Source organism: Rhizobium sp. NZLR10 (assembly GCF_019685125.1).
GTDB lineage: Bacteria > Pseudomonadota > Alphaproteobacteria > Rhizobiales > Rhizobiaceae > Rhizobium.
Genome location: NZ_JABDWE010000001.1, coordinates 592,483 through 616,242, shown reverse-complemented (window position 1 = coordinate 616,242; position 23,760 = coordinate 592,483). Strand labels below are relative to the sequence as shown.

The 23,760-nt window shown below is 61.0% G+C and carries 18 protein-coding genes; 12 read left to right on the top strand and 6 right to left on the bottom strand.

The features are described from left to right. Window positions 1–25: 25 nt before the first annotated feature. From HJB82_RS02770 to HJB82_RS02750, 5 genes are all read left to right on the top strand, one after another. Window positions 26–1,246 carry a sugar ABC transporter substrate-binding protein gene (locus tag HJB82_RS02770; protein WP_221139542.1) on the top strand — a complete coding sequence of 407 codons (1,221 nt, stop codon included), beginning with the start codon at window positions 26–28 and terminating at the stop codon, window positions 1,244–1,246. 129 nt (window positions 1,247–1,375) lie between these two features. Continuing rightward, the gene (locus tag HJB82_RS02765; RefSeq protein ID WP_207584671.1) at window positions 1,376–2,302 is read left to right on the top strand and encodes a carbohydrate ABC transporter permease; all 927 of its coding nucleotides are present in this window, start codon (window positions 1,376–1,378) and stop codon (window positions 2,300–2,302) included. Further along, on the top strand, window positions 2,292–3,176 hold the full coding sequence (locus tag HJB82_RS02760; protein WP_221139541.1) for a carbohydrate ABC transporter permease: 885 nt from the start codon (window positions 2,292–2,294) through the stop codon (window positions 3,174–3,176). The genes HJB82_RS02765 and HJB82_RS02760 overlap by 11 nt, the downstream gene beginning before the upstream one ends. Window positions 3,177–3,371: 195 nt before the next feature. Then, the gene (locus tag HJB82_RS02755; protein ID WP_221115108.1) at window positions 3,372–4,301 is read left to right on the top strand and encodes a substrate-binding domain-containing protein; all 930 of its coding nucleotides are present in this window, start codon (window positions 3,372–3,374) and stop codon (window positions 4,299–4,301) included. Window positions 4,302–4,317: 16 nt separating this feature from the next. Then, complete coding sequence (locus HJB82_RS02750) at window positions 4,318–6,462, top strand: methyl-accepting chemotaxis protein (protein WP_221139540.1); 2,145 nt, start codon at window positions 4,318–4,320, stop codon at window positions 6,460–6,462. A 133-nt stretch (window positions 6,463–6,595) separates the two neighbouring features. Here the strand turns inward: HJB82_RS02750 and HJB82_RS02745 are convergent, their stop codons facing one another. From HJB82_RS02745 to HJB82_RS02735, 3 genes are all read right to left on the bottom strand, one after another. Further along, window positions 6,596–7,858, bottom strand: coding sequence for a DUF3422 domain-containing protein (locus tag HJB82_RS02745; RefSeq protein ID WP_221139539.1), 1,263 nt, complete (start codon window positions 7,856–7,858; stop codon window positions 6,596–6,598). A gap of 169 nt (window positions 7,859–8,027) precedes the next feature. Further along, window positions 8,028–9,389 carry an MFS transporter gene (locus HJB82_RS02740; protein WP_207584676.1) on the bottom strand — a complete coding sequence of 454 codons (1,362 nt, stop codon included), beginning with the start codon at window positions 9,387–9,389 and terminating at the stop codon, window positions 8,028–8,030. Window positions 9,390–9,563: 174 nt separating this feature from the next. Beyond that, window positions 9,564–10,850, bottom strand: coding sequence for an ABC transporter substrate-binding protein (locus HJB82_RS02735; protein ID WP_221139538.1), 1,287 nt, complete (start codon window positions 10,848–10,850; stop codon window positions 9,564–9,566). A gap of 191 nt (window positions 10,851–11,041) precedes the next feature. Here HJB82_RS02735 and HJB82_RS02730 point away from each other — a divergent pair, with 191 nt between their 5' ends. From HJB82_RS02730 to HJB82_RS02705, 6 genes are read left to right on the top strand one after another with little or no spacing between them, the layout of a single operon-like run. Then, window positions 11,042–13,564: a hypothetical protein gene (locus tag HJB82_RS02730; protein ID WP_221139537.1), complete on the top strand. Its 2,523-nt coding sequence runs from the start codon at window positions 11,042–11,044 to the stop codon at window positions 13,562–13,564. A gap of 16 nt (window positions 13,565–13,580) precedes the next feature. After that, on the top strand, window positions 13,581–14,675 hold the full coding sequence (locus tag HJB82_RS02725) for a glycoside hydrolase family 105 protein (protein WP_221139536.1): 1,095 nt from the start codon (window positions 13,581–13,583) through the stop codon (window positions 14,673–14,675). Then, window positions 14,672–16,036: a glycoside hydrolase family 28 protein gene (locus tag HJB82_RS02720; protein WP_221139535.1), complete on the top strand. Its 1,365-nt coding sequence runs from the start codon at window positions 14,672–14,674 to the stop codon at window positions 16,034–16,036. Before HJB82_RS02725 ends, HJB82_RS02720 begins: the two co-directional genes overlap by 4 nt. Further along, complete coding sequence (locus HJB82_RS02715) at window positions 16,024–17,130, top strand: ABC transporter ATP-binding protein (protein WP_221139534.1); 1,107 nt, start codon at window positions 16,024–16,026, stop codon at window positions 17,128–17,130. Before HJB82_RS02720 ends, HJB82_RS02715 begins: the two co-directional genes overlap by 13 nt. A gap of 2 nt (window positions 17,131–17,132) precedes the next feature. Then, on the top strand, window positions 17,133–18,128 hold the full coding sequence (locus HJB82_RS02710; protein WP_221139533.1) for a carbohydrate ABC transporter permease: 996 nt from the start codon (window positions 17,133–17,135) through the stop codon (window positions 18,126–18,128). A gap of 13 nt (window positions 18,129–18,141) precedes the next feature. After that, window positions 18,142–19,188: a carbohydrate ABC transporter permease gene (locus HJB82_RS02705; RefSeq protein ID WP_221115175.1), complete on the top strand. Its 1,047-nt coding sequence runs from the start codon at window positions 18,142–18,144 to the stop codon at window positions 19,186–19,188. A 164-nt stretch (window positions 19,189–19,352) separates the two neighbouring features. On the opposite strand, the gene HJB82_RS02700 is transcribed toward HJB82_RS02705, so the two are convergent. Next, complete coding sequence (locus HJB82_RS02700; RefSeq protein WP_221115174.1) at window positions 19,353–20,504, bottom strand: ROK family transcriptional regulator; 1,152 nt, start codon at window positions 20,502–20,504, stop codon at window positions 19,353–19,355. A gap of 266 nt (window positions 20,505–20,770) precedes the next feature. Between HJB82_RS02700 and HJB82_RS02695 the strand changes: the two genes are divergently transcribed. Then, complete coding sequence (locus HJB82_RS02695; RefSeq protein WP_207584683.1) at window positions 20,771–21,799, top strand: AraC family transcriptional regulator; 1,029 nt, start codon at window positions 20,771–20,773, stop codon at window positions 21,797–21,799. Here the strand turns inward: HJB82_RS02695 and HJB82_RS02690 are convergent. Together HJB82_RS02690 and HJB82_RS02685 are read right to left on the bottom strand one after the other, a co-directional pair. Next, entirely contained in the window at window positions 21,796–22,875 is a 1,080-nt protein-coding gene (locus HJB82_RS02690; RefSeq protein WP_207584684.1) for a LacI family DNA-binding transcriptional regulator, read from the bottom strand. The two genes, HJB82_RS02695 and HJB82_RS02690, sit on opposite strands and share 4 nt — an antisense overlap. A 169-nt stretch (window positions 22,876–23,044) precedes the next feature. Next, window positions 23,045–23,677: a TetR/AcrR family transcriptional regulator gene (locus HJB82_RS02685; RefSeq protein ID WP_221139532.1), complete on the bottom strand. Its 633-nt coding sequence runs from the start codon at window positions 23,675–23,677 to the stop codon at window positions 23,045–23,047. Between the last annotated feature and the right edge of the window lie 83 nt (window positions 23,678–23,760).

Sequence of the window (23,760 nt, the reverse complement as noted above, 5' to 3'; positions counted from 1 at the left end):
TGCGTCATGGAGGGAGGAGAAACCCATGAAGGTTCTGAAGAAAACGCTTTTGCTCGCCGCAATCGGCGGCAGTCTGTTGGCCACCACCGCATCGGCCGAGCAGGTGAACCTGACCTGGCAGATGTGGACCGGTTCCGATGCCGACACCAAGGGCTGGCAGCACCTGGCCGACATGGTGACCACCAAATACCCCGATATCAAGGTGACGCTGACGACGACGGGATGGGTCGACTACTGGACGCGGCTGCCGGTGCTGGCGGCATCCGGACAGCTCGCCGACATCGTTTCCATGCAGTCGCTGCGCATGCCGAATTTTGTTTCGCTGCTCGAGCCTCTGAATAAGCGGATCGCGGCCGACAAGTTCGACGTCGGCGCCTTTACGCCCTCGATCATCGGCGGCATGTCTGTCGACAAGCAGCTTTACGGCTTGCCTTACGACGTCGGTCCGTGGGTCATCTATTATAACCAGGACGCGCTCGAAGCTGCCGGCGTTCCGTTGCCGAAGCCGGGCTGGACGCTTGCCGAATTTACCGATGCCGCCAAGAAGTTGACCAAGGACGGTAAATACGGCTTTGGCATCACCCCGACCAATTATTCGGTTCTGGCCGCCGCCTGGGGCGATAAATATGTCAACGACGCAGGAGAGCTAGACCTCACCAATCCGAGTGCCGTTGCTGCCGCCGATAGGGTGATTGGCTTTGCCGCCAAGGACAAGGTCGCGCCGCTGGTGCCGTCGAGCGCCGATGCCGGCACGGTCATCCAAGGTCGGTTTTATTCGGGCAATGTCGCCATGTATATCGACGGTCCGTGGTCAATCATTGGCATGAAGGACAAGGTCAAGTTCAAAATTGGTTCTACCTCCCTGCCGCGCGGAGACGGCGAGCTTACCGCCGTCACGGCGGGCTCAGGTTTCGGCATCGCCACGACGAGCAAGAACAAGGATGCGGCGTGGAAAGCGATCCAGGTGCTGACCAGCCCGGAGGCGCTGCAGTATCTTGCCGAGCAGGGCCGTGCGCTGCCGGCGCGCACGGCTTCGCAACCCTCGTGGTACAAGGTAGCGGCCAAGGACATTACCAATGGCGGCGAGGCCATCGACTATTCCCTGGCGCATTCCGTGCCCTACGTGATCACCAACAACTGGGCGGCGGTCGAAAACCTGTTCAACCAGTATTTCCCGCCGGCCTTCGGCGGCAGCGCCGACGCCAAGCAGACGATGGAGTCCATCCAGAGCCTTGCGCAACAATAGAGCGCCCGCGCGTCTGAGAAGACGCGCCGTCGCTTTGGATCTGCGCATGATCGTTCGGACAATTGATTTCGATTTACGGGTCATGCGCCAGCTCTCGCCGCGGCAGGATTGTCACGCATGGAGGAAGACATGTCGCAAAGCGCCGTCGCCGAAATTCCGCTGCAGCCCGGTCAGCCACGGCGCTTTCTGATGCCCGAGACCCAGACCGCCATGCTGTTCCTGCTGCCGAGCTTCCTCGGCTTCATGATCTTCATGGCTCTGCCGATCCTGGCGTCGCTGGCGCTGAGCTTCACCAATTGGCAGCTGATCTCGACGCCATCCTTCGTCGGCTTTCAGAATTACATCAAGCTCTTCACCGTCGATCCGGCGTTTTACACCATCTTGCGCAATACGCTGTTCTTCGCCGTCGAATACCTGGCGCTGAACATTGCCGTTTCGCTGACGCTTGCGGTCTGGATATCCAGCCTGAAGCGCGGCAAGGCGATCTTCCGGGTGATCTTCTTCCTGCCGACCTTCACGCCGACGATCGCCGCGTCGGTGGTGTGGCTGCTAATCTTCACGCCGGACGGATTGGCCGACGCCGTCATCCGCGCGCTCGGCCTCGGCCTGCCGAATTTCCTGCTGAACCCGACCTGGGCCATGCAGGCGATCATCCTGGTCACGCTGTGGGCGAATGTCGGCTATAACGTCGTGATGTTCAACGCCGCGCTCGATCTGGTGCCGAAGCATTATCTCGAAGCGGCGACGATCGATGGCGCCAATGCCTGGCAGCAATTCTGGCGCATCCGCCTGCCTCTCATCTCGCCGACCGTCTTCTTCGCCACCGTGATGACGGCGATCACTTCGCTGCAGGTCTTCGACGAGATCTTTGCGATGACGCGCGGCGGCCCAGGCTCGGCGACGGCCACACTCGGCTTTGCCATTTATCAGAAAGGCTTCACCAACTTCCAGATGGGTTATGCCTCTGCTCTTGCCTGGGTGATGTTCGTCATGATCATGGCGCTCACCATTCTGCAGTTCCACATGCAGCGCAAATGGGTGCATTATGACGACTGACCCGACCTCACGGCATCCGCATTCCGTCTCTGCGGATCGGCAGCGCATCCTACGGCGCGCCGGCACCTTTATGAGTTATGCGGGAATTTCGCTGGTCGCGCTGCTTTTCCTCTTCCCATTTTTCTGGATGGTGTCGAATGCGGTGCGCTCCAATGCCGAAGTGATGGCCGTGCCGGTCCGCATTCTGCCCGAGGAATATCAGTGGGGCACCTTCGTCGATGCCTTCGTTTCGCTGCCGTTCGGAACCTTCCTGTTGAATTCCATTATTGTCGCCTGTGGGGTGACGGCGATCGTGGTCGCGGTTTCATGCCTTTCCGCCTACGCCTTCGCTCGGCTGAGGTTTCCCGGGCGGGAAGGGCTGCTGCTCACCTATCTGAGCACGCTGATGATCCCGCAGGTGATGCTGGTCATCCCGCTCTTCCTGCTGGTCAGCAAGCTCGGCTGGATCAATACCTATCACGGCATGATCCTGCCGGTCGCCTTCTCTTCCTTCGGCACGTTTTTGCTGAGGCAGTTTATCCTCGGCATTCCCAAGGATCTCGACGAGGCGGCGATGATGGACGGCGCTTCGCGCCTGCGTATCCTGGTCACGGTGATCGTTCCGCTTGCCATGCCGGCGATCGGCCTGCTGTCGCTCTTCACCTTCATCGCGCAATGGAAGAGTTTCCTCTGGCCGCTGATCGCTACCAGCGGCATCGAAAAAGCCACGCTGCCGCTCGGGCTCACCCTGTTCCAGACGCAGCAGGGCACTTCGTGGAATTACATCATGGCGGGTGCGACGATTTCCATGCTGCCGGGCGTCATCCTAGCCATCGTGATGCAGAGGATAATCTACAAAGGCATCTCCGTCGGGTCCGGCTTCGGCGGACGATAATTTATATAAAAAACAGATTAGAGCGTGCCGCGTCAGGTTCGACGCGAAGCTGGTCAAGTTCGGCTGGTGGCCGCCGAAGATGGCGCTCCCGCGCCGCAAAATACACTCGCGCTTAACTTTTGCTTCGCGTCGAAAAGTAAAATTTAACCAAAATTTGAAATAACGCAGTTCTATCCGACTTGCCCAGGGGAACTCATGAAAACGGCCACGCTTGCATCCATCGCCCTGGCGATATCGATCTCTGCCGCCAATGCCCAGACGATCGGGGTTTCGATGTCCGATCTCGACAAATTCAGAACGGCGCTTCTAAACGGTGTCGTCGCGCATGGGCAGACGATATCCGGCCTCAAGCTCGTCACCGAGAATGCCAAGAGCGACAACGAGCTGCAGAAGAAGCAGGTTCAGAAGCTCATTGCCGACAAGGTCGACGCGATTATCCTTGCGGTCTCCGATGGCGACCTCGGGCCGCAAATGACCAAGATGGCCGCAGATGCAGGCATTCCGCTGGTCTATATCAACAACGTCCCCTCCAACCTGCTGGACCTGCCGGACAATCAGGTGGTGGTCGCCTCCAACGAAAAGGATTCCGGAACGCTGGAGACGAAGCAGGTCTGCTCCCTCCTTAAGGGCAAAGGCCGCGTCGTCGTGCTGATGGGCGAACCCTTCCATGCGGCCGCCCGCGCACGCACCCAGGACATTTCCGACGTCATCGCCACGCCTGACTGCAAGGGCCTTCAGATCGTCGAACGGCAGGCCGCTTACTGGTCAAGCGATTATGCCGACCAGCAGATGCAGGAATGGCTCGCGGCCGGGGTCAAATTCGATGCCGTCATCGCCAACAATGACGAAATGGCGCTCGGCGCGATCCGCGCCATGAAGAAGGCCAATATCCCGATGAAGGACGTCGTCGTCGCCGGCGTCGACGCGACCGACGACGCGCTGGCCGCGATGGTGGCCGGCGATCTCGACGTCACCATTCTCCAGAGCGCCGTCGGGCAGGGGGCGACGGCTGTCGATGCTGCCGTGAAGCTCGTCAATAAGGAAAAGGTGCCGCGCGAAAACAACGTTCCCTTCGAGCTCGTCACACCTGAGACCATTGCCCAGTATCTGCCGAAGAGCCAGTGAGCATAAGAGGACTATGATGTTGCATTTCTGGAATAAATTCGGCATTCGCGCACAGATCACCTCCGGCTTCGTGCCGCTGATCCTGTTGATGAGCCTGCTCACGGTCAGCGCGATCTCTGGCATGAATGGGCTCGCCTCGATTTTCGCCTCCTATCGCACCACGGCAGGCCAGAGCCTCGCCATATCGGACTACAGCGACCAGCTGAACGAGATTCAGATGTCGGCTGAAGCTTTCCGCTCTACGCCGACGCAGGATGTCGTCGACCGCTTCCGTGCCGGCGTGAAGGCGTTCGACGCCGACGACCCGCGTTTTGCCGGCAACAAGGACCTGCAATCCGGCCTTGCCGCGATCCGCCAGGACATTGCTGCCTATGGCAAGGCTTTCGAACAGATCGTTTCTCTTCAGGCCCGGCGTGACGCCTTGATCTCCAAGGTCACCGAATTTGGCCCTTGGACCAGCATTGCTCTCAACGACGTCGTGCGAAGCGCCTGGCGCCAGAACGATGTGGCCCTGTTGCAAATGACGGCGGCGACGCTGGAGGCCTTGAACCGCAGTCTCTATTTCTCTGAGCGCTTCGTGCATTCCAACGATTTTGCGGCCTATGACACGGCGCAAGCTGCACTTGCCGAAGCGGTCAGCCTCAATGAAGCCGCCGCCAAGGCCGCGAAGAACGAGCTGCAGAAGAAGCGCCTGATGGGCGCCGGCCAGCTCATGCAGAACTACACCGCCCGTCTCGGCGACATGAAGGACGTCCTGCAGGCCTCGGGCAACATCCGCCAGACGCAGCTCGGCGTGCTTGCACCGAGAATATCAGGCGGTTTCAAGGACCTGCAGGCAACTGTCGCGGGGGCGCAGAAGACCCTGGATGGTTCGGTGGACGCAACGGTTGCCTCCGCGACCAGCACGACGCTGGCCATCAGCGGATTGTTGATCGTCATCGGCCTCGTGCTTTCCTATTTCGTCGGCCGGCTGATTTCCTCGGCGGTCCGCAACATGGCCCAGTCGATGGAGCAGCTTGCCCGCGGCGAGGAAGGGATAGCAATAACGGGCGTCGAGCACCGCCATGAGCTGGGCGCCATGGCGCGTTCGCTGAAAGTGTTCCAGGAGACCGGCCGCGCCAAGCTGATCGCGGAAGCCAATGCCGAACGGGCTCGCCTGGCCGCCGAAGAAGAGCGGCTCCGCCAGGAGGCCGAGCGGCTCAGCGATGCGCAGGTGATGGAACATGCCTTCCGCCAGATCTCCGTCGGCCTCGATGCGTTGTCGAAGGGTGATCTCACCGTCCGCGTCGGCGAAGTCGACCATCGCTACGTCAGGATCCGGGATCATTTCAACAACTCGGTTGCGAGCCTCGAGGAAGCCGTCGACTCCGTCATTCGCGCGGTCGCCACCATCCGGTCCGGTCTGTCGGAAATCTCCACGGCCTCCAACGATCTCGCCCGCCGCACCGAGCAGCAGGCAGCCTCCCTGGAAGAAACGGTCGCAGCACTCGGCGACGTCACCCGCGGCGTCAACGGCACGGCGGAGGGCGCTGGCCGCGCCCAGGCCGTCGTGGCGACGGCCCGCACCAATGCCGAAAAGGGCGGCGAGATCGTCGCCCGCGCCATCGACGCGATGACGGAGATCCAGAATTCGTCCTCGAAGATCGGCAACATTATCAGCGTCATCGACGAGATCGCCTTCCAGACCAACCTGCTGGCGCTGAATGCCGGCGTCGAAGCCGCGCGCGCCGGTGAAGCCGGCAAGGGTTTTGCGGTGGTCGCCCAGGAAGTCCGCGAACTCGCCCAGCGTTCTGCCAATGCGGCAAGGGAGATCAAGCAACTGATCTCGACCTCCTCGGCGCAGGTCAAGACCGGCGTCGAGCTGGTCGGCCAATCCGGCCTCTCGCTCGAACAGATCGTCGAGCAGGTCACTGCGATGAATGCGACCGTCGCCGAGATCGCCGTTGCCGCCCGCGAACAGGCGACAAGCCTGCGCGAGGTCTCGGCCGCCGACGACCAGATGGACAAGGTGACGCAGCAGAACGCCGCGATGGTCGAAGAAACCACGGCGGCCGCCCAGAGCCTGACACAGGAAACCGAAAGCCTTGCCCAGCTGCTGCTGCGGTTCAGGACGAGCAGCGGCCGGGCATCGGACCATCGCCACTACGCAATGGCATCGTGATGCTCTGCTGATGCAGATAATCTATACGCAATGGCATCGTGATGCTCTGCTGATGCAGATAATCTAGGAGCGCCGCTGGAAGGGCGGCGCCGCTCCTGCCTATTTCGGTGGACGCGGTGTGGTAGGCCCGGCGTCAGTGGCTTTCGGCTGCCGGGTCGTGCGGCGCACCGGCGATGCTCCTGCGCACATGACGGACAGCGGTCCAGACGGCGAAGAGCACGAGCGGGATAGCGCCGAGAACAGCGAGTTTTGTCACGTGCGGATCGACGCCCAGTTCGGAAATGCTTTCGAGGCAAATCTTCGCCAGGCCGACGGTGTAATAGGTAATGGCAATGACGGAGAAGCCTTCGACCGCCTGCTGGATATGCACCTGGATGCGGGCCCGCTCTTCCATCGACGTCAGCAGCGAGGCGTTCTGATCTTCGAGCTGAACCTGCACGGTGGTTCTGAGCAAGTCTCCGGCCAGGCTGACGCGTTCGGCCAGTTCATCGAGGCGCCGCTCTGCCGCATAGACCGAGCGCACAGCCGGTTGGAAGCGCCGGTCGATGAACGTACCCAGCCGTTGCCTCTGTTCGACCCGCTCTTCTCTGAGCTCGGAGAGCCGGCTCGCGACGATCTCGGCATAGGCTTTCGTCGCGCCGAAGCGGTGGCGGGCGAGTGCGGAGAAGTTCAGCACGTCGGAAGAGAGCCTAGTCACCTCGGACAGCAGCGCCTTGTCGACCTTGATGGCGCTCTGCATATGCGCGATCAGCAGATCGAGGCGCCGGTCAAAAGCTGAGAGCCTCGAGACGGTCTCGCGCGCCATCGGTAACGCCAGCAGCGCCATCATCCGGTATGTCTCAATTTCCAGGAAACGCCGGACCATGCGGCCGGTGCGATAGGCGTTGAGGTTGCGGTTGAAGAACAGGAATTCGACGAACCCGCTGTCGGTCAGGCGGAAGTTCGAATGCACTTCCGCATCGCCGCCGCCGACCTGGGATGCGACATAGTCCAGCTTTGGTTTTTCGAGACGCTGTCCATCCTTCTCGTCGCGCACCAGCACTCGGATGGCCGCCATGACCTTTCCTTCGATCTGACGGTAACAGGCCTGAAAGGCTTCCGGCGGATTGCTGCCGGGTTCGGACGAAGCGGGAACGACGAAGGTGAGGGTCAGGAACTCGGTATGCGCCTCCCACTTCAGCCGACCGGCGCCGACGCGGCCGATGCCGTGGTTGCCCCCGAGGGTCATAGTGACATCTTCCAATCCCGGCAGGCGCTCCAGGATCGAGGGAGGGGCATTGTCGCCGACGATCGCGACATGCCAGACATCGGTGTCGCCATCGAAATAAAGCGACGGCCGGGCATGCAACTCGTTGTGAAGCTCCCTGCGCAGCGGATGCTCGGAACCCATCGGCATGGAGATGCACCTCTATACGGTAGACAGTCGCTGGGTCGCCGGCGTAATGACCGGGTGCCGGCGCTTATGATTTGACATGGCGCCTGGGGCTGGCCAAGGCTGACAACGCCTATAGCCTCTCAGGAGGCTCGTGTCACGACGCCTTCGCACCAGTCGCCCAGCCGTGCGTTCAGAGTGAGCGCCAGGCAACGAAGCTCCCCAGTAATTGTACGCCGCCGCCGGCCGACATCGCGACGATGAAGCCGGTTTCGGCTTCTCCCAGGAAGGCGAAAATCGCTCCGAGTAAGGCGACGCCTATCGTCGCGCCCACCATGCGGGCAACGTTTATCAGGGCGCTCGCCGTGCCGGCGCGATCGGCGCTCACGGTTGAAACCGCGACCGCGGTCAGAGGCCCGGTCGCCATGCCCATGCCGACTCCGGTCAGCAGCAGTCCGATCTCTTCGGCGATGAACCAGTCGGCCAGGAAGGACGCGCCGAGCAGGAGGTTGCCCATGCCCATCAGCGTCAGCCCTGCCGATATGGTGCGTTTCTTCCCCAGGTGCTCCGAGATCGAGCCTGAGAAGGGTGAGATCGCGATGAAGCTGAGGGCCATCGGCAACAGCGACAGTCCTGCTTGAATCGAGGCCAGGCGGCCGAGGCCCAAGGAGGCAAGCGGAAAGAGAAACAGCGTGCCATACATGCCGAAGGTCATCGCCGCCGTTCCGGCCATTGCGCCGCGGAACTGGCTGTCCTGGAACATTGAGATGGGAACGAGGGCCGTCTGCTCCAGGCGCTTCTCCACCATGACGAAGAGCAGCAGGAGAGCCGCGCCGCCGATTGCCAGGAGCGCAGTCCATAGTGGCGGCAGATGCGATGATTCAATCGCGGTGAGGGTAAGGGCGGTGAGGGATGCGATCCCCAGCAATTGACCCGGCAGGTCGAAGGACCTGCCTTGCCGATCCGCGCTTTCCGGAATGAAAAGCCGCGCTCCTGCCGCCGCGATCAACGCGATCGGGATGACGACGAAGAAGACGGATCGCCAACCGAAATCGTGGATCAGGACGCCGCCGAGAGTCGGACCGAAGGCAAGCGACATCCCATTGCAGCCGGCCCAGATTCCGAGCACCTGTGCGCGGACCTTCTCATCCCGGTAGATGACCCGGATCAGCGAAAGCGACGCGGGCAGGAGGAGGGCGGAGCCGAGGCCCGTCAAGGCCCTGGTCACGATTAACATCGCGATGGTCGGGGCAAAGGCGCAGGCGAGGCTCGCCAGGGTAAAAACAGCACAGCCGATGACGAACATCCGGCGCCGGCCGTAGAGATCGGCAAACAGACCGCCGCTGATGAGAAGTGCTGCGTAAACGAGGTTATAGGCGTCGACGACCCATTGCAATTGCGTGACCGACGCCTTGAGGGCGAGGCCTATCGGCTGGACCGCCAGATTGACGACCGATGTGTCGACCTGCGCCACGATCACGCCGAGGCAGAGAATGGCGAGAGCGGCAGGTTTCAGGTCCGAGCGGGACCGTGAGTTTCGTTCGATGACATTCATGACGCTACCTTTCCATCGGCAAGACGTAGCGTGATTCAGGTCATCGACAATTCGAAACCGATCGAACTGTTAGAGACGGCAATGTGAGCAGAGCAAAAAAAACGATCAGCCACGGCCCGTTGCGAGACCGTGGCTGTACAGCGCGCATTCTGCGGAGGGCGCAGGCGCGGCCGGTTACTTGTTGGCAGCGAGCGCCACGTTGACCTTGTCGACGTCTGCACTCATCGCTTTGAATGTCTCGTCGAGGGAAAGCTCGCCGACAATCAGCTGGCTCATGCGCTGGACGATGAGCTGATAGATGGCCGAAGATCCCTTGAGGCGTTCCAGGTCGCGGGCTGCCTTCGGTGCGCTGGCACGGCTTGCAAGGAAGACGGCCATGGCGTCCTTGGCGTTCTTGCTCTCGAGCTTGTACTGCGGGTCCTTGATGTCGGCGCCGGTCAGGATGACGTAGTTTTCGGCGATTTCACGCTGGACCTTTTCAGAGCCGAGGAACTCGATGAAGGAGGCTACGGCCTGCGGGTACTTGGTGCGTTTGAAGCCGACGATCGCGGTGCCGCCCGGCATCGCATAGCAACCGGCATCGCCGCAGGGTGCGTTGATCGCCGTCCAGTCGAAGGCGTCGCCGATCTTCTTCTGGAACGGATTGACCATCCAGTTGCCGGCAACATAGGTCACGACATTGCCGTTGACGAACTCGTCACCCATGTTCTTGTACTGGGTTCCGCCGGCCGCCCCCCACATTTCCTTCGGGAAAGAGCCGTCCTTCGTCCAGTTATAGAGATCGGTGATGTAGTGCTTGGCGGCGTCGTCGGGGAAGGCGAACTTGCCGTCCTTGACGTAGTTCGAGCCGTAGGAGAAGGCCGCGCCGGAAAAGCGGTGGCCCGAGCGGTCCATCGTGAAGGGGATCTGGGCTCCGGTCGCCTTGGCGACGCGCGCGGAAGCTTCGACGATGTCCTTCAAGGTGGCGGTCAGCTTCGGAAGCGGTTCCTTAGCCTGTTCGAAGAGCGTCTTGTTGACGAAGGGCAGGTTGAAGGTCTGCGACGCGACATAGCCGTTGATTGAGTTCGGATCGTTGACGCCCGGGAAACGAAGCGTGTTCAGGCTGTCGCCGTGCAGCTTGGCGAAACCATCCGGGTCTTTCATCAAGGGGCGCATATCGAGATAGTAGGGCGCCAGCTGCCAATCGGTGATCTTGGCGATATCCGGGCCTTCGCCGACGGCAAGCTGCACCGGCAGCTGCTTGGCGACCGCATCATAACCCGACGAGACGAAATTCACCTTGATGTCTGGATGCGCGGTCTCGAATTCCTTGCTCAGCGCTTCCATCCGCTCGACGTAAGCCTGGTCGTCGTCGGTGAAGAGAAAGGTGATCGTCTGGGTTTCGGCCATGGCCACGCTGGACCATGCAAAAGAAACGGTGGCAAGCGCCAGTGCGAAAGCCCCTGAAAGGCAGGTTTTCATTTTCATCCTCCCATGAAAACATTTTCATCAATCGCGGCATAAACCGTCGATAGGCGAATTTCATATACTTGACATTCATTCCGTCAAGCTATTTTCTATGCCAATAGCGATGTTTTTGAGCAATTTTCAAAAATCAAGCACTCGAATAACATAATGAAAATATTTTCATTTGATTGCGGAGGAGGCGATCTGTGAAAACGGAAAGCATCAAGCAGCCGGGTGACGTGGCGCCGGCTTATAGCGTGGCCGAGGGCCAGACGATAACGGCATGGGCCGTTTCGGGCCTCATCGCCAGCTATTTCCCCGGCGAGCCGGCGCTCGCCGAAGATCGCGTGAACTATCGCTTCATCAACGGTTTCGTCGACGTCGGCGACCTGCCGTGTCGCAAGGCCTTCTGGTCGACCATGGTGGGGCGGGCGCTCATCGCCGACACGTCCTGGCCGACCGAAAGCCTGTATCTCCCGGGCTCGAACCGCCGCGTCGAGTTTACCAGCTTCTGGCATGTGCCGACGCATATCAGGCGATGGCTGAAGGGCACGTTCAGGACGGAAGCTCCGCGCACGCTCAATCTCGCGCTCAAGACCTGCGGCGGCGTTCGCATCTGGGTCAACGGGCAGGAGACGGTGCGCTTCGAGCCCTTCAAGCGCAACACCGAAAGCGCAACTGAAATAGCGCTGTCGCTCGATGCCGGCGACAATGAGATTCTCGTCCATACCGAAGATCTTGCCGAGCGCGACACGACCTGGTTCTTCGAGCTCGAAATGCTGGACAAGGAGCCGCTCTGCGTGCTGCTGCCGGTATCGCTTGATCAGGACGAGGTGCGCGAGCTGGAAGCGCTGTCACGCGGCGTGCGGCCGGCCCGCGACGTCTTCGTCAACCAGCCGCTGGAGATCATCTTCGACACGGCGCCCGAGCGCGACCTGCCGGTGGAACTCAAGGTCGTCGGCCATGGCCACGAGCGGCCCGTTCTCGCCCATTCGAAACTGACCCTGCGCGCCCATCAGAGCCGTCTGATCGCCGAAGATATCTGCGGCATTGCCGACGGTTATCACGGTATCCACATGACGATCGGCTCCGGCCCGGGTTCGGTCAGCCGCGTCATCGATGCCGCGTTCATGAGCAGCATTTCGCCATTGCCGCCCGAGCCGTCGCTTGCCGCCCGCAAGCAGCAGGCGTTGGAATACAGCGCCCGCTTCGGCGCCAACCGCGCCGGGCGCCTGATCGCGATGATGGAAATCGGCCATCAAGACCAGGAAAGCTTCGACCGCATCGTCGACGCGACACTTGCCTCGATCGAGGCACGGGAGGATTGCTCTGATTTCATTATGGTGCCGCTCTTGTGGCTGCTCGGCGCCTATGGCGACCGGATGCCCGAGGCGACGGTCGAACGCATCCGCCGTTCCGTTCTCTCCTACCGTTACTGGGTCGACGAGCCGGGCAATGACGCGATGTGGTTCTGGAGCGAGAACCACGTGCTCTGCTTCCATACCAGTCAGCTGCTGGCCGGGCTTCTTCTCCCCGACGCGGTATTCTCGGCTTCGGGGCGGACGGGACGGCAGCAGGCGGAACTCGCCGTCACGCGCCTCGGGCGCTGGTTCGACAGCGTCGAGGCCCATGGCCTGGCGGAGTGGAATTCGGCCGCTTATTACCCGATCGATTTCATCGGCCTGCTCGCATTGGAACGTTGGGCCGAGAGCGAGATCGCCGATCGTTCTCGCGGGCAGATCGACCTCATCTTCCGGATGATCGCTCTTCATACTCTGGCCGGCGTTCCGGCCGGTTCGCAGGGCCGCGCTTACGACAAGGAATTGCGCGCCGGCCCGCTGACCGAGCTCGCGCCTTTCGCCCAGGTCGCCTTCGGAACTGGTTGGCTGAACAACGGTGTCGCCGCGTTGACCATGTTCTGCGCCGGCGGCTACGAGCCGCCCGCCGATCTCGCCGAGCTTGCAGCACTTTCGCGGGGCAGAAGCGTCGAGGCGCGTTACAGCCAGGGGCTTGAGAGCGGCAAACTCGTGCTGTTCAAGAACGAGGCGGCGCAGCTTTCGACGGTCATTGATCACAAGACTGGCCAGAAGGGGCACCAGCAGCATGTTCTCGATATCAGGCTGGCCGGCCATCCGATGGCGAGACTCTGGGTCAATCATCCCGGCGAGGACGATCCCTGGGGCAATCAAAGGCCATCCTATTGGGCCGGCAACGGCATCCTGCCCCGCGTCGCCCAGCATCGCGACGTCGCCCTCCTGATCGAAGATACTTGCGACGCACGGCATGCATGGATGCATGCCTATATCGGCCGCGATGGGCTCGACGATCTCATCATCGAAGACAAGTGGCTGATCGCGCGATCGGGCAGGGGATTTTCCGCCCTCTGGGCCTCGAACGGGTTGGAACTGATCACCGACGGCCCGACCGGCGGTCGCGAGGCGCGCTCCTATGGGCCGCTCTGCGGCTGGGCGGCCATCGTTGGGTGCGGCAATGGCGACGCCTTCAAAGCCTTCCTCGAGCGCCTGTGCCAGACGACGGTATCCTTCGATCCCGCGCTTCGGTGCCTTGCGCTGACGCCGCCGGGTGGCCCGGCGATCTCTCTCTCCTATGCCGACGGTCTTTCGATCGCCGGCCAGCCCCGGCCGTTCATGCATGATCAGCCGCACCCGATCCTCACCCACGACAGTGCGGCCTCCGGCGCCGGCGCTGACAGACCGTTCTACTCCTGAAAGATAGGGCTCCCGCATGAACACTACATCTGTCGACAACGCCGCCCTCCTGACGACGATCGATCGGGTGGCAACGGCTTTCAGCCGGCTCAGAGGCATCAAGGAAGGTCTGGTGACCGGAAGCTCCACCTCCGGGATCCAGTTCGACGAATGGGACTGGGAAGTCGGCGTCGGCCTCTACGGCTTCCTGCGGCGGGCCATATCCACCAATGACCGGAAGGCGCTGGAGGAGCTCGTCGCCTGGTATGCCGGCCAGATCGAACGCGGTCTGCCGCCGCGCCAGATCAACAGCACGGCGCCGATGCTGCCGCTGGCGATCCTCGTCCAGCATGTCGACCGTCCGGATTTTCGCGCGCTCGTCGAGGACTGGGCCGATTGGTTGGTCAAGGAATTGCCGAAGACCGAGGAGGGCGGCTTTCAGCACGTCGTCAAGGAGCGCCTCAACGACGGCGAATTGTGGGACGATACGCTGTTCATGGCCTGCCTGTTTCTCGCCCGAGCCGGCGTGCTCTGCGAGCGCAACGATTGGATCGACGAGGCCGTCTATCAGTTCGTGATCCACACCCGCTACCTCTCCGATCCGGTGAGCGGTCTCTGGTATCACGGCTGGACCTTCAACGGCCGGCACAATTTCGCCAATGCCTTCTGGGCGCGCGGCAATGCCTGGATCACCGTCGCCATTCCCGAGCTCTTCGATCTGGTTCCGACGCTTGGCGAAAAGGACCGGCGGTTCCTTTCGAACGTTCTCGTCAGCCAGGTGCGCTCGCTGAAGGAGTACCAGAGGCCGGACGGGATGTTCACGACCCTTCTGGACGACCCCTGTTCGCCGCTGGAAACCTCGGCCACGGCTGGCATTGCCTATGGCATATTGCGCGCCGTCGATGCCGGCATTCTCGACGATAGCGATAAGGCTTATGCGGAGCGCGCGCTTGCAGCGGTGCTGGCGCAGATCGACGAAGAAGGCATCGTTCACGGCGTCTCGGACGGCACGCCGATGGGCCATGACCTCGATTTCTACCGGCGCATCCCGAACGTGCCGACGCCTTACGGCCAGGCGCTGACCATGCTGCTGCTGACCGAAGTCATCCTCGAAAACGGTCGTCGCCAATGAGCGCTGTATCTCTCGTCGCGATTGAGGCGGTCCATGGCGACAACACGGCCCGCCTTCAGGCGGCGATCGATGCTCTATCGGCTTCCGGCGGCGGACGGCTGGAACTGCTTGCAGGCATCCACATCTGCCGGGGGCTCCGCCTTCGCTCCGGTGTCGATCTTCATCTCGCCGCCGGCGCGATCCTGCGTCCCGTTCCGGATTATAGCGCCTACGCGCATACGATTGTTTCGGTGATCGCCGAGAAGTCGGACCGTGGCATGATCGTCGCCAAGGGCGCGCAGCGGATCAGCCTGACGGGGGAAGGGCGTATCGAAGCCGGCGGCGACAGCTTCATCATCGGAGATGACGAGACGGTGGGAACTTTCACCCCCGCCGAATTCCGTCCCCGCGTCGTCGTCTTCGAGAGCTGCGACGAGGTCGAGATCAACGCGCTGCATATCAGCCGCTCGCCTATGTGGACGCTGCATTTTGTCGATTGCACCGATGTCAGAGTCCGGAACGTGACGATCGACAACGACCGCCGCCTTCCCAATACGGACGGCATCGTGCTCGACGCCTGCCGCGGCGCCGTCATCGAGGACTGCACGATATCGACGGCCGATGACGGCATCTGCCTGAAGACCAGTATCGGTCCTGATGGTGTAGCGATCGGCCGATGCGAAAATATCCTTGTCCGCCGCTGCTCGGTTCAGAGCCTCAGCTGCGCGCTGAAGATCGGCACGGAAACCCATGGCGACATCACCAATGTCGCTTTCGAGGATTGCAGTGTCTCATCATCCAACCGGGCGCTCGGCATATTTTCGCGCGACGGCGGCCGGATATCGAACGTCCGGTTTTCGCGGATCGCGGTAGAGTGCCGCGAAACGCCCGATGGGTTCTGGGGATCCGGGGAGGCGCTGACCGTTAATGTCGTCGACCGTGTCACCGAGCGCCCTGCGGGCGCCATCGGGAACCTCATCGTCGAGGACGTCAGCGGGCAGATGCAAGGGGCGATCACCGTCATTGCGGCCGCACCGGCCGGCATCCGCAACGTATCGCTGAGACGCATCGGCCTAGAACAGCAGCCGGGGCAACTCGGCACCGCTCAATCCTACGACCTGCGCCCGACCAGTGCCGATCTTGCCCCGAAGGTCGACGGCGGTGGCCGCGCAAATGCCTGGACGCGCGGCTCGGACGGGCGGGTGATCGGTCTTGAGAATTATCCGGACGGAATGCCGGCCATCTATGTGGCGGGGGTTGCCGGGATATTGATGAACGAGGTGCGGATCACGAGGCCGACACCGCTGCCGCAAGGCTGGAACGCAATTGACGTCGTCTTCGAAACGGCGGCACCCGATGGGAGTGGGGCATGGCAGAACTGAAACTTTCCAACGTCAACAAATCGTATGGCTCGGTCAAAGTCCTGCACGACGTCGAACTCGATATCAAGGACGGCGAGTTCGTTGTCTTCGTCGGTCCGTCGGGATGCGGCAAGTCGACCCTTTTGCGCGTCATCGCTGGCCTCGAAGAGGTCACGTCGGGGGCAATCGCGATCGGAGGCCGGGACGTCAGCGCACTCTCGCCGGCCGAGCGCAAGATCGCCATGGTCTTCCAGTCCTACGCGCTCTATCCGCATATGAGCGTTCGCAAGAACCTCGCTTTCGGCCTTGAAAATCTGAAGTTCAAGCGCGCCGAGATCGAGGCGCGCATTGCCGAGGCCGCCAGGATGCTGGCGATCGAACCCTATCTCGACCGGCGCCCGAAGCAACTTTCGGGCGGCCAGCGCCAACGTGTTGCCATCGGCCGGGCCATCGTGCGCGAACCGGATATTTTTCTCTTCGACGAGCCGTTGTCGAATCTCGACGCGGCGCTGCGCGTCCAGACCCGGGCTGAGATCACCAAGCTCCACCGCGAGATCAAGACGACGATGGTCTATGTGACGCATGACCAGGTCGAGGCGATGACGATGGCCGACAAGATCGTCGTGCTGCGCGCCGGGCGGGTCGAGCAGGTCGGCGCGCCGCTGGAACTCTTCGACAACCCGCGCAATCTCTTCGTCGCCGGCTTCCTCGGCTCACCGCGCATGAACATCATCAGGGGCAAGGTCTCGGCTATCGGTGAAAGCGGTGTGGCCATCGATGTCGACAACGGCGGCAAGATCGTCAGCGATGTCGACCCTGCCGGCATCGCGGTCGGGCAGGCCGTTCTTGCCGGTATAAGGCCTGCGCATTTTTCACGCGTCGGAGAGCAAGGACTGCCATTCGTCGTCCAGTATCACGAGGGCCTCGGCACCGAGACCTATGTCTACGGCAACCTTGCCGGCCACGACGAGCAGATCATCATTCATGAGGCCGGCCATTTCGCGCCCATGCAAGGCGACCTGATCTCGATCGACGCCGCTCCGGAACGAGTTCATCTGTTCGATCCCGAAAGCGGCCTGGCCTTTGGCCGGCGGCCCGGACAGGGGAGACGCTGAAGATGGCGGCGCTCAAAGCAGGTGCATTGCAGTCGCAGACAGGAGAAACGGCAATGAGGGTGGTCGAAGCCCCGATTAATGTGATTGAACGCATCTTCGGCCGCAAGCGCATGCCATGGCTGTTCCTGGCGCCGAACCTCGTTCTGTTCGCGATCTTCACGTTCCTTCCGATCGCGATTGCAGTGGGTTACGCCTTCACCGGCGGCACCAATCTTTTCGTGTCGGAGCGGCCCTTCGTCGGCCTGGACAATTTCCGGACGCTGCTTTCCTGCGGCAATTACCTGCAGCCGGGAACCTGCCAGGAATCGCTGTTCTGGACGGCGGTGTGGAATACGCTCTGGTTCGTGTCGTTCAACGTCGTCGCCACATTGCTGGTGGCGCTGATCACCGCGCTGATCCTCAACCGGGCGATTTTTGCGCGCGGCTTCTTCAGGGCGATGTTCTTCTATCCCGTCTTGCTGTCGCCCGTCGTCATCGGCCTGATCTGGAAATGGTTCCTCGATCGCAACGGGCTGCTGAACGCCTTCTTTCAGATGATCGGCGTTCCCCCGGAGATTTTCCTGCTGGATGTCGGCTGGTCGCGTTTCTTCGTCGTCGTGGTGTCGGTCTGGTTCCATATGGGCTTTTACACGCTCATCCTGCTCGCCGGCCTCCAGGCGATCCCGAAGGAACTCTACGAAGCAGCCTCCATCGACGCCGCTTCGCCGCGCCGCACGCTTTTCAGGATCACGCTTCCGCTGTTGGCCCCGAACCTGCTGGTCGTCTTCATCCTTCTGATGATCAAATCCGTGCAAATCTTCGATGAGGCGTGGGTTCTGACCAACGGCGGTGGCCCGGGCACGGCCAACAGCTTCATCGTCCAATACATCTACCAGATGGCGTTCAGCAGCGACCTTCGCCTCTTCGGACTTGCGTCGGCCGCATCGGTTCTCATGGGACTGGTGCTTCTGGTTCTCACCCTCATACAGCTGCGCCTCGGCAAGCGAATGGAGTCCTGAGATGACCAGCTCTATGAACCCGATCAGCTTCATGACGCGCACGCGCCGGGCCGGACGCATAGACATCACCGATATTCTGTCATGGGTCTGGCTGATCGGTGGAACGCTGGCGGTGCTCGTTCCCGTCGTCTGGGCGGGCCTCTCTTCGCTGAAGCCGGCGGCCGAGATCACCCGTTTTCCGCCGACGTTGCTTCCGCGCGCCGCCGTGGAGCAGACGGTGCCCGGCTTCGACAAGCCGCTCAGTCTCTGGCAGGTCACTATCGACGGTCAGCAGCGCGAAATGGCCATGGTGCGGCGCATCGGCCTCAAGGCGCAAGTGGTCGATCCGGCAAATCCGGGACCACCGGTCAGCGTCGACGTGAAGGGGATGACGCCGGTGCAGCATCTGACTATTGCCACCGAGAACTACACCGATCCGCTGACGCGCTTCAACTTCCTGACCTTCCTCAAGAATTCGGTGTTCGTCACGGTGGTTGCGACGCTGCTGACCCTCGTCGTCAATGCGATGGCGGCTTTTGCGCTGTCGAAATACAAATTTCGTGGCGACACAACTGTTTTCGTCATCATCATTTCAACCTTGATGATCCCGCTCGCCGTCGTCATGGTTCCGGCCTATCTCGTCATCGTCGGGGTCGGGCTTGCCGACAACCTCTGGGGTGTCATCCTGCCGACAGTCGCCTCTCCGACGGCCGTCTTCCTGCTGCGGCAATATATGCTGACCATACCCGATGAGCTGATCGAGGCGGCGCGCGTCGACGCGGCGAGCGAATTCTGCATTTTCTGGCGCATCATCCTGCCGCTGACGGCGCCGGCGCTGGCAGTGCTGGCGATCTTTTCGGTGCTCTGGCGCTGGAACGATTTCCTCTGGCCGCTCATCGTCCTCAACAGCCGCGAGAATTTCACGCTGCAGGTCGGTCTCAACGCATTTCAGGGAGAGTTCTCGGTGCAGTGGCACTATATCCTGGCGATGACCTTCCTCAGTCTGCTGCCTGTCACTATCGTGTTCCTGTTCCTGCAGAAATACATCACCACCGGCATCGCCGGAACAGGGATGAAGTGAAGGGCGAGGCGTGGAAATAGACCTGCGCCCAACATCGAAGAACCATACCCGTACCTCCCGGCTGAAGCGTGTCGCATCGAACGTGATTCATGCGGTGCGCTTTGGCCGTTGGTTTGGTCATGGTTCCGAAGGTCTGCGTCATCCAGGCACTGCTGGCAAAGGTATCACAAAACAGTTTCAAATAGCGGGATCAAGGCCGCGCCGATTGCGCCTGGGGCATCGATGATCTGTGCCACCGCAAGGCTGGGAACGTCGCGCAACACGCCGTGCCGAGGCAGATTGTTGAATTCGGTCCGTTCGATAAGCATTCTCGCGAGTGAATGCGGAAGCTCGCCGCCAAGGACGATCAGTGCCGGGTCGAATATCGCGCTGATCGCATTGATGGCGCGATTGTGGGCCGGAGTGACGCGGTCGACCCATTCGCGAACGCCATCCCAATCCACCAGGTTTTCGTTCTTCAGATCCTTGAGGGTCAAGTCGGAGCGACCTTTGCTGCGTAGGTATTCAAGCAATTGGCCGAGTGCAGGACGGTCGCCGTAATCCTGACGCGCGAAGAGAACGGAGAATTCACCGGCGTTACCGAAACTGCCGCGAAACGGCATGCCCCCGGAAACCAGGCCGCCGCCATAGCCATGAAGATGAGCGATATAAGCGAAATCCGCGGCATCACGGCCAACGCCGAAGATCGCTTCCGCCAAAGCTGCGGTCCTGGTGGCATTGTCTGCCCAGACCGGCAAGCCGAGCTGCTTCCCAAGCAAAGGCGCTAGGTCGATCAATGACCAATGAGCGAGCGGCAGAGGACAATTGAAGGCCGTTTCCAGCATACGGTGGCCGGCGACCGCCAGGCCGACGCCGAGAATGTCGCGGCGTTTGGCGCCCCGGCGAGCCAGAATGTCTTCGACCGCCGCTTCGATCTGTTCCAGCTCAGCCGACAGCGAAGTGCCCGCCTGCTGGATTTCCAAGTTTTCCAATGGTTCCCCAAAGCCCATGAGGCAAAGGCCGATCGAGCCGACGTTGACGGAGATTCCAAGTGTCAGACACCAGTCCTTTCGAAGGGACAGCTCCGGGCTGGGCGGACCTGACCGTCGGCCTTCAGAATGCGAAAAGACGATCATTCCTCGCTCATGAAGCCGTGCGACGATCCTGTGCAGGGATTGCTGGGTGAGATCGAGCGGCTCGGTCAGGTCGGAGCGCTCGATCCCTGGGGATTTCCAGATCAGCCGCAAGAGGTCCCGTTCGTTGCGGGACGCCACTCGGGCCGGTTGTGCATCTCGCAAAAAATGCGCGGCAACATGTTTTAGCGGATCATACTTCATTTGCAGTTCGTTTTGATTTACACTGTGAGTGTGAAGCAGATTGCAGGTGCATGTTGCTTCTGTCAAATGAGGGGATTCGATCCCCTGTTTGCCGAGCTTGCTTACCTCATCAAGATTGGCCAAGCCAGCCGAGATGAGTGCATTTCAGGGACTCGAAGAGCGGGTCCGTGCGTTTGGAGGAACCCATTCGCCATCACTGCAAGCTCGAGCGAGATGGAACGCTCGGCCTTGCGGCAGGCGGGTGCTGAAAGAGAGGATCGAGCAACATGATTTCCTCGCGATACGAGAATACGGCGCGCGCTCCTGAGCGCGAGAATTATGGGTTCGCACCGATGCATCAAGGCCGCGACTTCGAGTCGATGGTTCAAACACTGTCGGCGGGTTATGGGGTTTTCGCCGCACAGCCGCTAGGCAACGATCGAATCTTCCCCTGGGCGGCAGACTTGAGAAGAGGCAATGGATTTACGGTTCTTCACTCCGTCTTTCAAAGTTCTTGGACAGTTCGAACGCTCAATGAGACGCCGCAACACCTTGCCTTCTACCTTCCGCATACCGGATCCTTTCGGGTGTCCATTGGAAAAAGGTCGGTTGAAAGTGGAGCGGGTCACCTTCTCATGGCCAATAATCATGAGGCCGATGATCGTTTCGTCCAAGGTCCGCACACTTCGGATGTACTCTTCCTCGACTGGGGAGTCGTGAAGCGAATGCTCGTTTCACTTATGGAAACACCGCTCTCCGAGTCGCTCGACCTTGAGCCCGTTCTGGATCTTGCGACACAGTCGGGCCAGCTTATCGGCAATCTGGTACAGACAATCGTCCAGGGTATGCGCAACGGCGGTCCGCTTTTGTCCTCCCCTCTCGCCATGGCGACGATGAGCGAGACCCTCGCTCACCTCGTGATCCGATTTGGCCACCACCGCCTTTCAGGTCAAATGGAAAAAAAGAAAATATCGCTGGTTGCGCCTTGGCATGTCCGACGGGCCATCGACTATATGCATGCCAAGATCGCCGAGCCTCTCACCATGGCGATGGTTGCGGATAATGTCGGCGTTTCACTTCGCGCGCTGCAGACGGGATTCAAAGCTTTCAGGGGGACTTCTCCGGCCTGTTATCTGCGCTCCATCCGGCTGCAGGCAGCCCGCGAACAACTGCGGGATCCAACAAACCAACGATCCGTCCGCGAGATCTGCGCGATATGGGGTTTTGCGCATGCGGGCAGGTTTTCCATCATCTACCGCGGCACCTTTGGCGAGAGCCCGCGGGATACGCGACTGCGGGCAGAGCGTTTGCGTTAATTCAAGCCTTTGGGATTCTGAGGCCTTCCGACAGGTTCTTGACGCGGCGGCGCGACGCTGCGGCGCAGGACGAGATGGCATCCGAGTTCCAGGCGATGGGCCGGGCGCTGCGGGTCGTTGGCGATCAGCCTTTGTTCGATGAGTGCCAGTGCGGCGGCGCCGAGCTTGTCGGTAGGAACGCTGACCGTTGAAAGCGGCGGACGGCTGAATTCGCCGGGGACGATATCGTCGAAGCCCAGCACAGAGATCGCTTCCGGCACGCCTATGTCGCGATCGGCCAATGCCTTCAGGCAGCCGAGCGCCAGATTGTCGGCCGCGCAGAAGACGGCGGTCGCCCCTTTCAGCGTAGGATCGCGGTCGAGCAACGCATTGATGGCAGCCTCGCCGTGTCTCGGCTCATATCCCTCGGCCTCCAGAATCATATCGTCCGGCACGGGAAGCTGGGCGGCGAAATAGGCATCGGAAAAGCCGTCATATCTCCGCTGGATCGTCGTGCGGCCCTTCCAGGTCAGGTGCAGGATGCGGCGATGCCCGAGCGCCAGCAAGTGCGCGATGCCGAGCCTTGCTCCGAAGCGGTTTTCGGGTGTCACCGTATCGACCAGCATAGCGGGATCCTCGCCGTTGACGATGACGACCGGCATGTCAGGGGAGGCGAGGCTGCGGATGAGTTCCGGCTGATCGTCGTTCAGGACCACGATGCCGTCGGCACGCTCCGAAAGCGCGATCTGCCTGACATGAGCGCCGTCGATGCGCCGTCCGGTGCTGACGAAGGGTACGATCCGGATGCCGCGACGCTCGCACTCCCTTCGAAGACCGTTGAGGATCGTCCAGCTCACTAGGTTAAGGTCGCTCTCCGGCGCGGCATCATCGGGAATGGCGAGAAGCAGAACGCGCAGCGCCGCAATCGTCGCCTTCTTTCGCCGGCGGTCGAGGTAACCCAAGCGTTTGGCCGAATCCAGAACCCGTTCGCGCACTTCTATCGTCAGCGGCGCGGTTCCGTTCAGAGCGTGCGAGGCCGTGCTCAGCGATACATCAGCGTCGCGCGCGACATCCTTGAGATTGACTTTGCGTTCCACTTTATTCCGTCGCGAATTGAGGTCGTGCCTTCGAAGGCACAAGCTAACTCGATGTTTTCACATAAAAACTTCAGAAAATCTACGTGCGCTGCAGCCTATTTTTCCTCTTTCGGCGAAAACCGGCCGCAGCGCTGCCGCAAATGAGCGATGATCGCGGGCGCTGGAACCATCAGTGAGGCTTGGCGAGCAAGCCGTTGAACAGCAGGTCGAAATAGGTCCGCAGGAAGGCCTCCTTGTTGGGAGTGGGCACGCGGCGGTCGTCGAATATCAGTCGCAGAACCGTCGTCGTCAGGATGGGCGCGACCACGATGTCGGAAAATTCCACCGGAACCTGACGAAACTCCCCCGAGGCCATGCCCTCCAGAATGAGAGCGTCGATCTTGGCGATGATCGGCGCAATGAACTGATCGTGGTGGCGATCGATCAGGTCGGGAAAGCGCTGTCCCTCCGAAATGACGAGTCGCGTTAACTCGCGCGTCGCGCGGTCCTCGGGAATTTGCTCGTAGAAGAGTCCCAGAATTGAAACCAGTCTGTCGGTAGCGCTGCCGCTGAGCCGATCGGCGATCACGACCAGTTCCTGAAACGGCACGGAGAAGTGGTTGATCATCGCTTCGAATAGCTTTTCCTTGGTTTCGAAATAGACGTAGACCGTGCCCTTGGTGACGCCGACCCGCTCGGCGATGTCTTCGACCCTCGTTCCGGCAAAACCGCTTCTGACGAATTCCTCGAAAGCGGCATCCATGATCTGGATGGGTCGCAGCGCTTTCTGTTCTGCGCGTGTGAGTTTCTTCTGAGCTGCCATTTTTCTCGCCTTCCTTTGTCGTGCGCGCCCTCGTTCCCTCCGGCGCAAAGTTTCATTGACTAATGCGTCAGTCAATTATATAG

What these genes read in the sequence shown, in the direction of transcription:
- HJB82_RS02770 (WP_221139542.1), top strand. Translation starts at nt 26, where the DNA reads ATGAAGGTTCTGAAGAAAACGCTTTTGCTCGCCGCAATCGGCGGCAGT.
- HJB82_RS02695 (WP_207584683.1), top strand. Translation starts at nt 20,771, where the DNA reads ATGATTTCCTCGCGATACGAGAATACGGCGCGCGCTCCTGAGCGCGAG.
- HJB82_RS02710 (WP_221139533.1), top strand. Translation starts at nt 17,133, where the DNA reads ATGGCGGCGCTCAAAGCAGGTGCATTGCAGTCGCAGACAGGAGAAACG.
- HJB82_RS02720 (WP_221139535.1), top strand. Translation starts at nt 14,672, where the DNA reads ATGAGCGCTGTATCTCTCGTCGCGATTGAGGCGGTCCATGGCGACAAC.
- HJB82_RS02715 (WP_221139534.1), top strand. Translation starts at nt 16,024, where the DNA reads ATGGCAGAACTGAAACTTTCCAACGTCAACAAATCGTATGGCTCGGTC.
- HJB82_RS02745 (WP_221139539.1), bottom strand. Translation starts at nt 7,858, where the DNA reads ATGCCGATGGGTTCCGAGCATCCGCTGCGCAGGGAGCTTCACAACGAG.
- HJB82_RS02705 (WP_221115175.1), top strand. Translation starts at nt 18,142, where the DNA reads ATGAACCCGATCAGCTTCATGACGCGCACGCGCCGGGCCGGACGCATA.
- HJB82_RS02685 (WP_221139532.1), bottom strand. Translation starts at nt 23,677, where the DNA reads ATGGCAGCTCAGAAGAAACTCACACGCGCAGAACAGAAAGCGCTGCGA.
- HJB82_RS02760 (WP_221139541.1), top strand. Translation starts at nt 2,292, where the DNA reads ATGACGACTGACCCGACCTCACGGCATCCGCATTCCGTCTCTGCGGAT.
- HJB82_RS02740 (WP_207584676.1), bottom strand. Translation starts at nt 9,389, where the DNA reads ATGAATGTCATCGAACGAAACTCACGGTCCCGCTCGGACCTGAAACCT.
- HJB82_RS02755 (WP_221115108.1), top strand. Translation starts at nt 3,372, where the DNA reads ATGAAAACGGCCACGCTTGCATCCATCGCCCTGGCGATATCGATCTCT.
- HJB82_RS02750 (WP_221139540.1), top strand. Translation starts at nt 4,318, where the DNA reads ATGTTGCATTTCTGGAATAAATTCGGCATTCGCGCACAGATCACCTCC.
- HJB82_RS02725 (WP_221139536.1), top strand. Translation starts at nt 13,581, where the DNA reads ATGAACACTACATCTGTCGACAACGCCGCCCTCCTGACGACGATCGAT.
- HJB82_RS02700 (WP_221115174.1), bottom strand. Translation starts at nt 20,504, where the DNA reads ATGAAGTATGATCCGCTAAAACATGTTGCCGCGCATTTTTTGCGAGAT.
- HJB82_RS02765 (WP_207584671.1), top strand. Translation starts at nt 1,376, where the DNA reads ATGTCGCAAAGCGCCGTCGCCGAAATTCCGCTGCAGCCCGGTCAGCCA.
- HJB82_RS02735 (WP_221139538.1), bottom strand. Translation starts at nt 10,850, where the DNA reads ATGAAAACCTGCCTTTCAGGGGCTTTCGCACTGGCGCTTGCCACCGTT.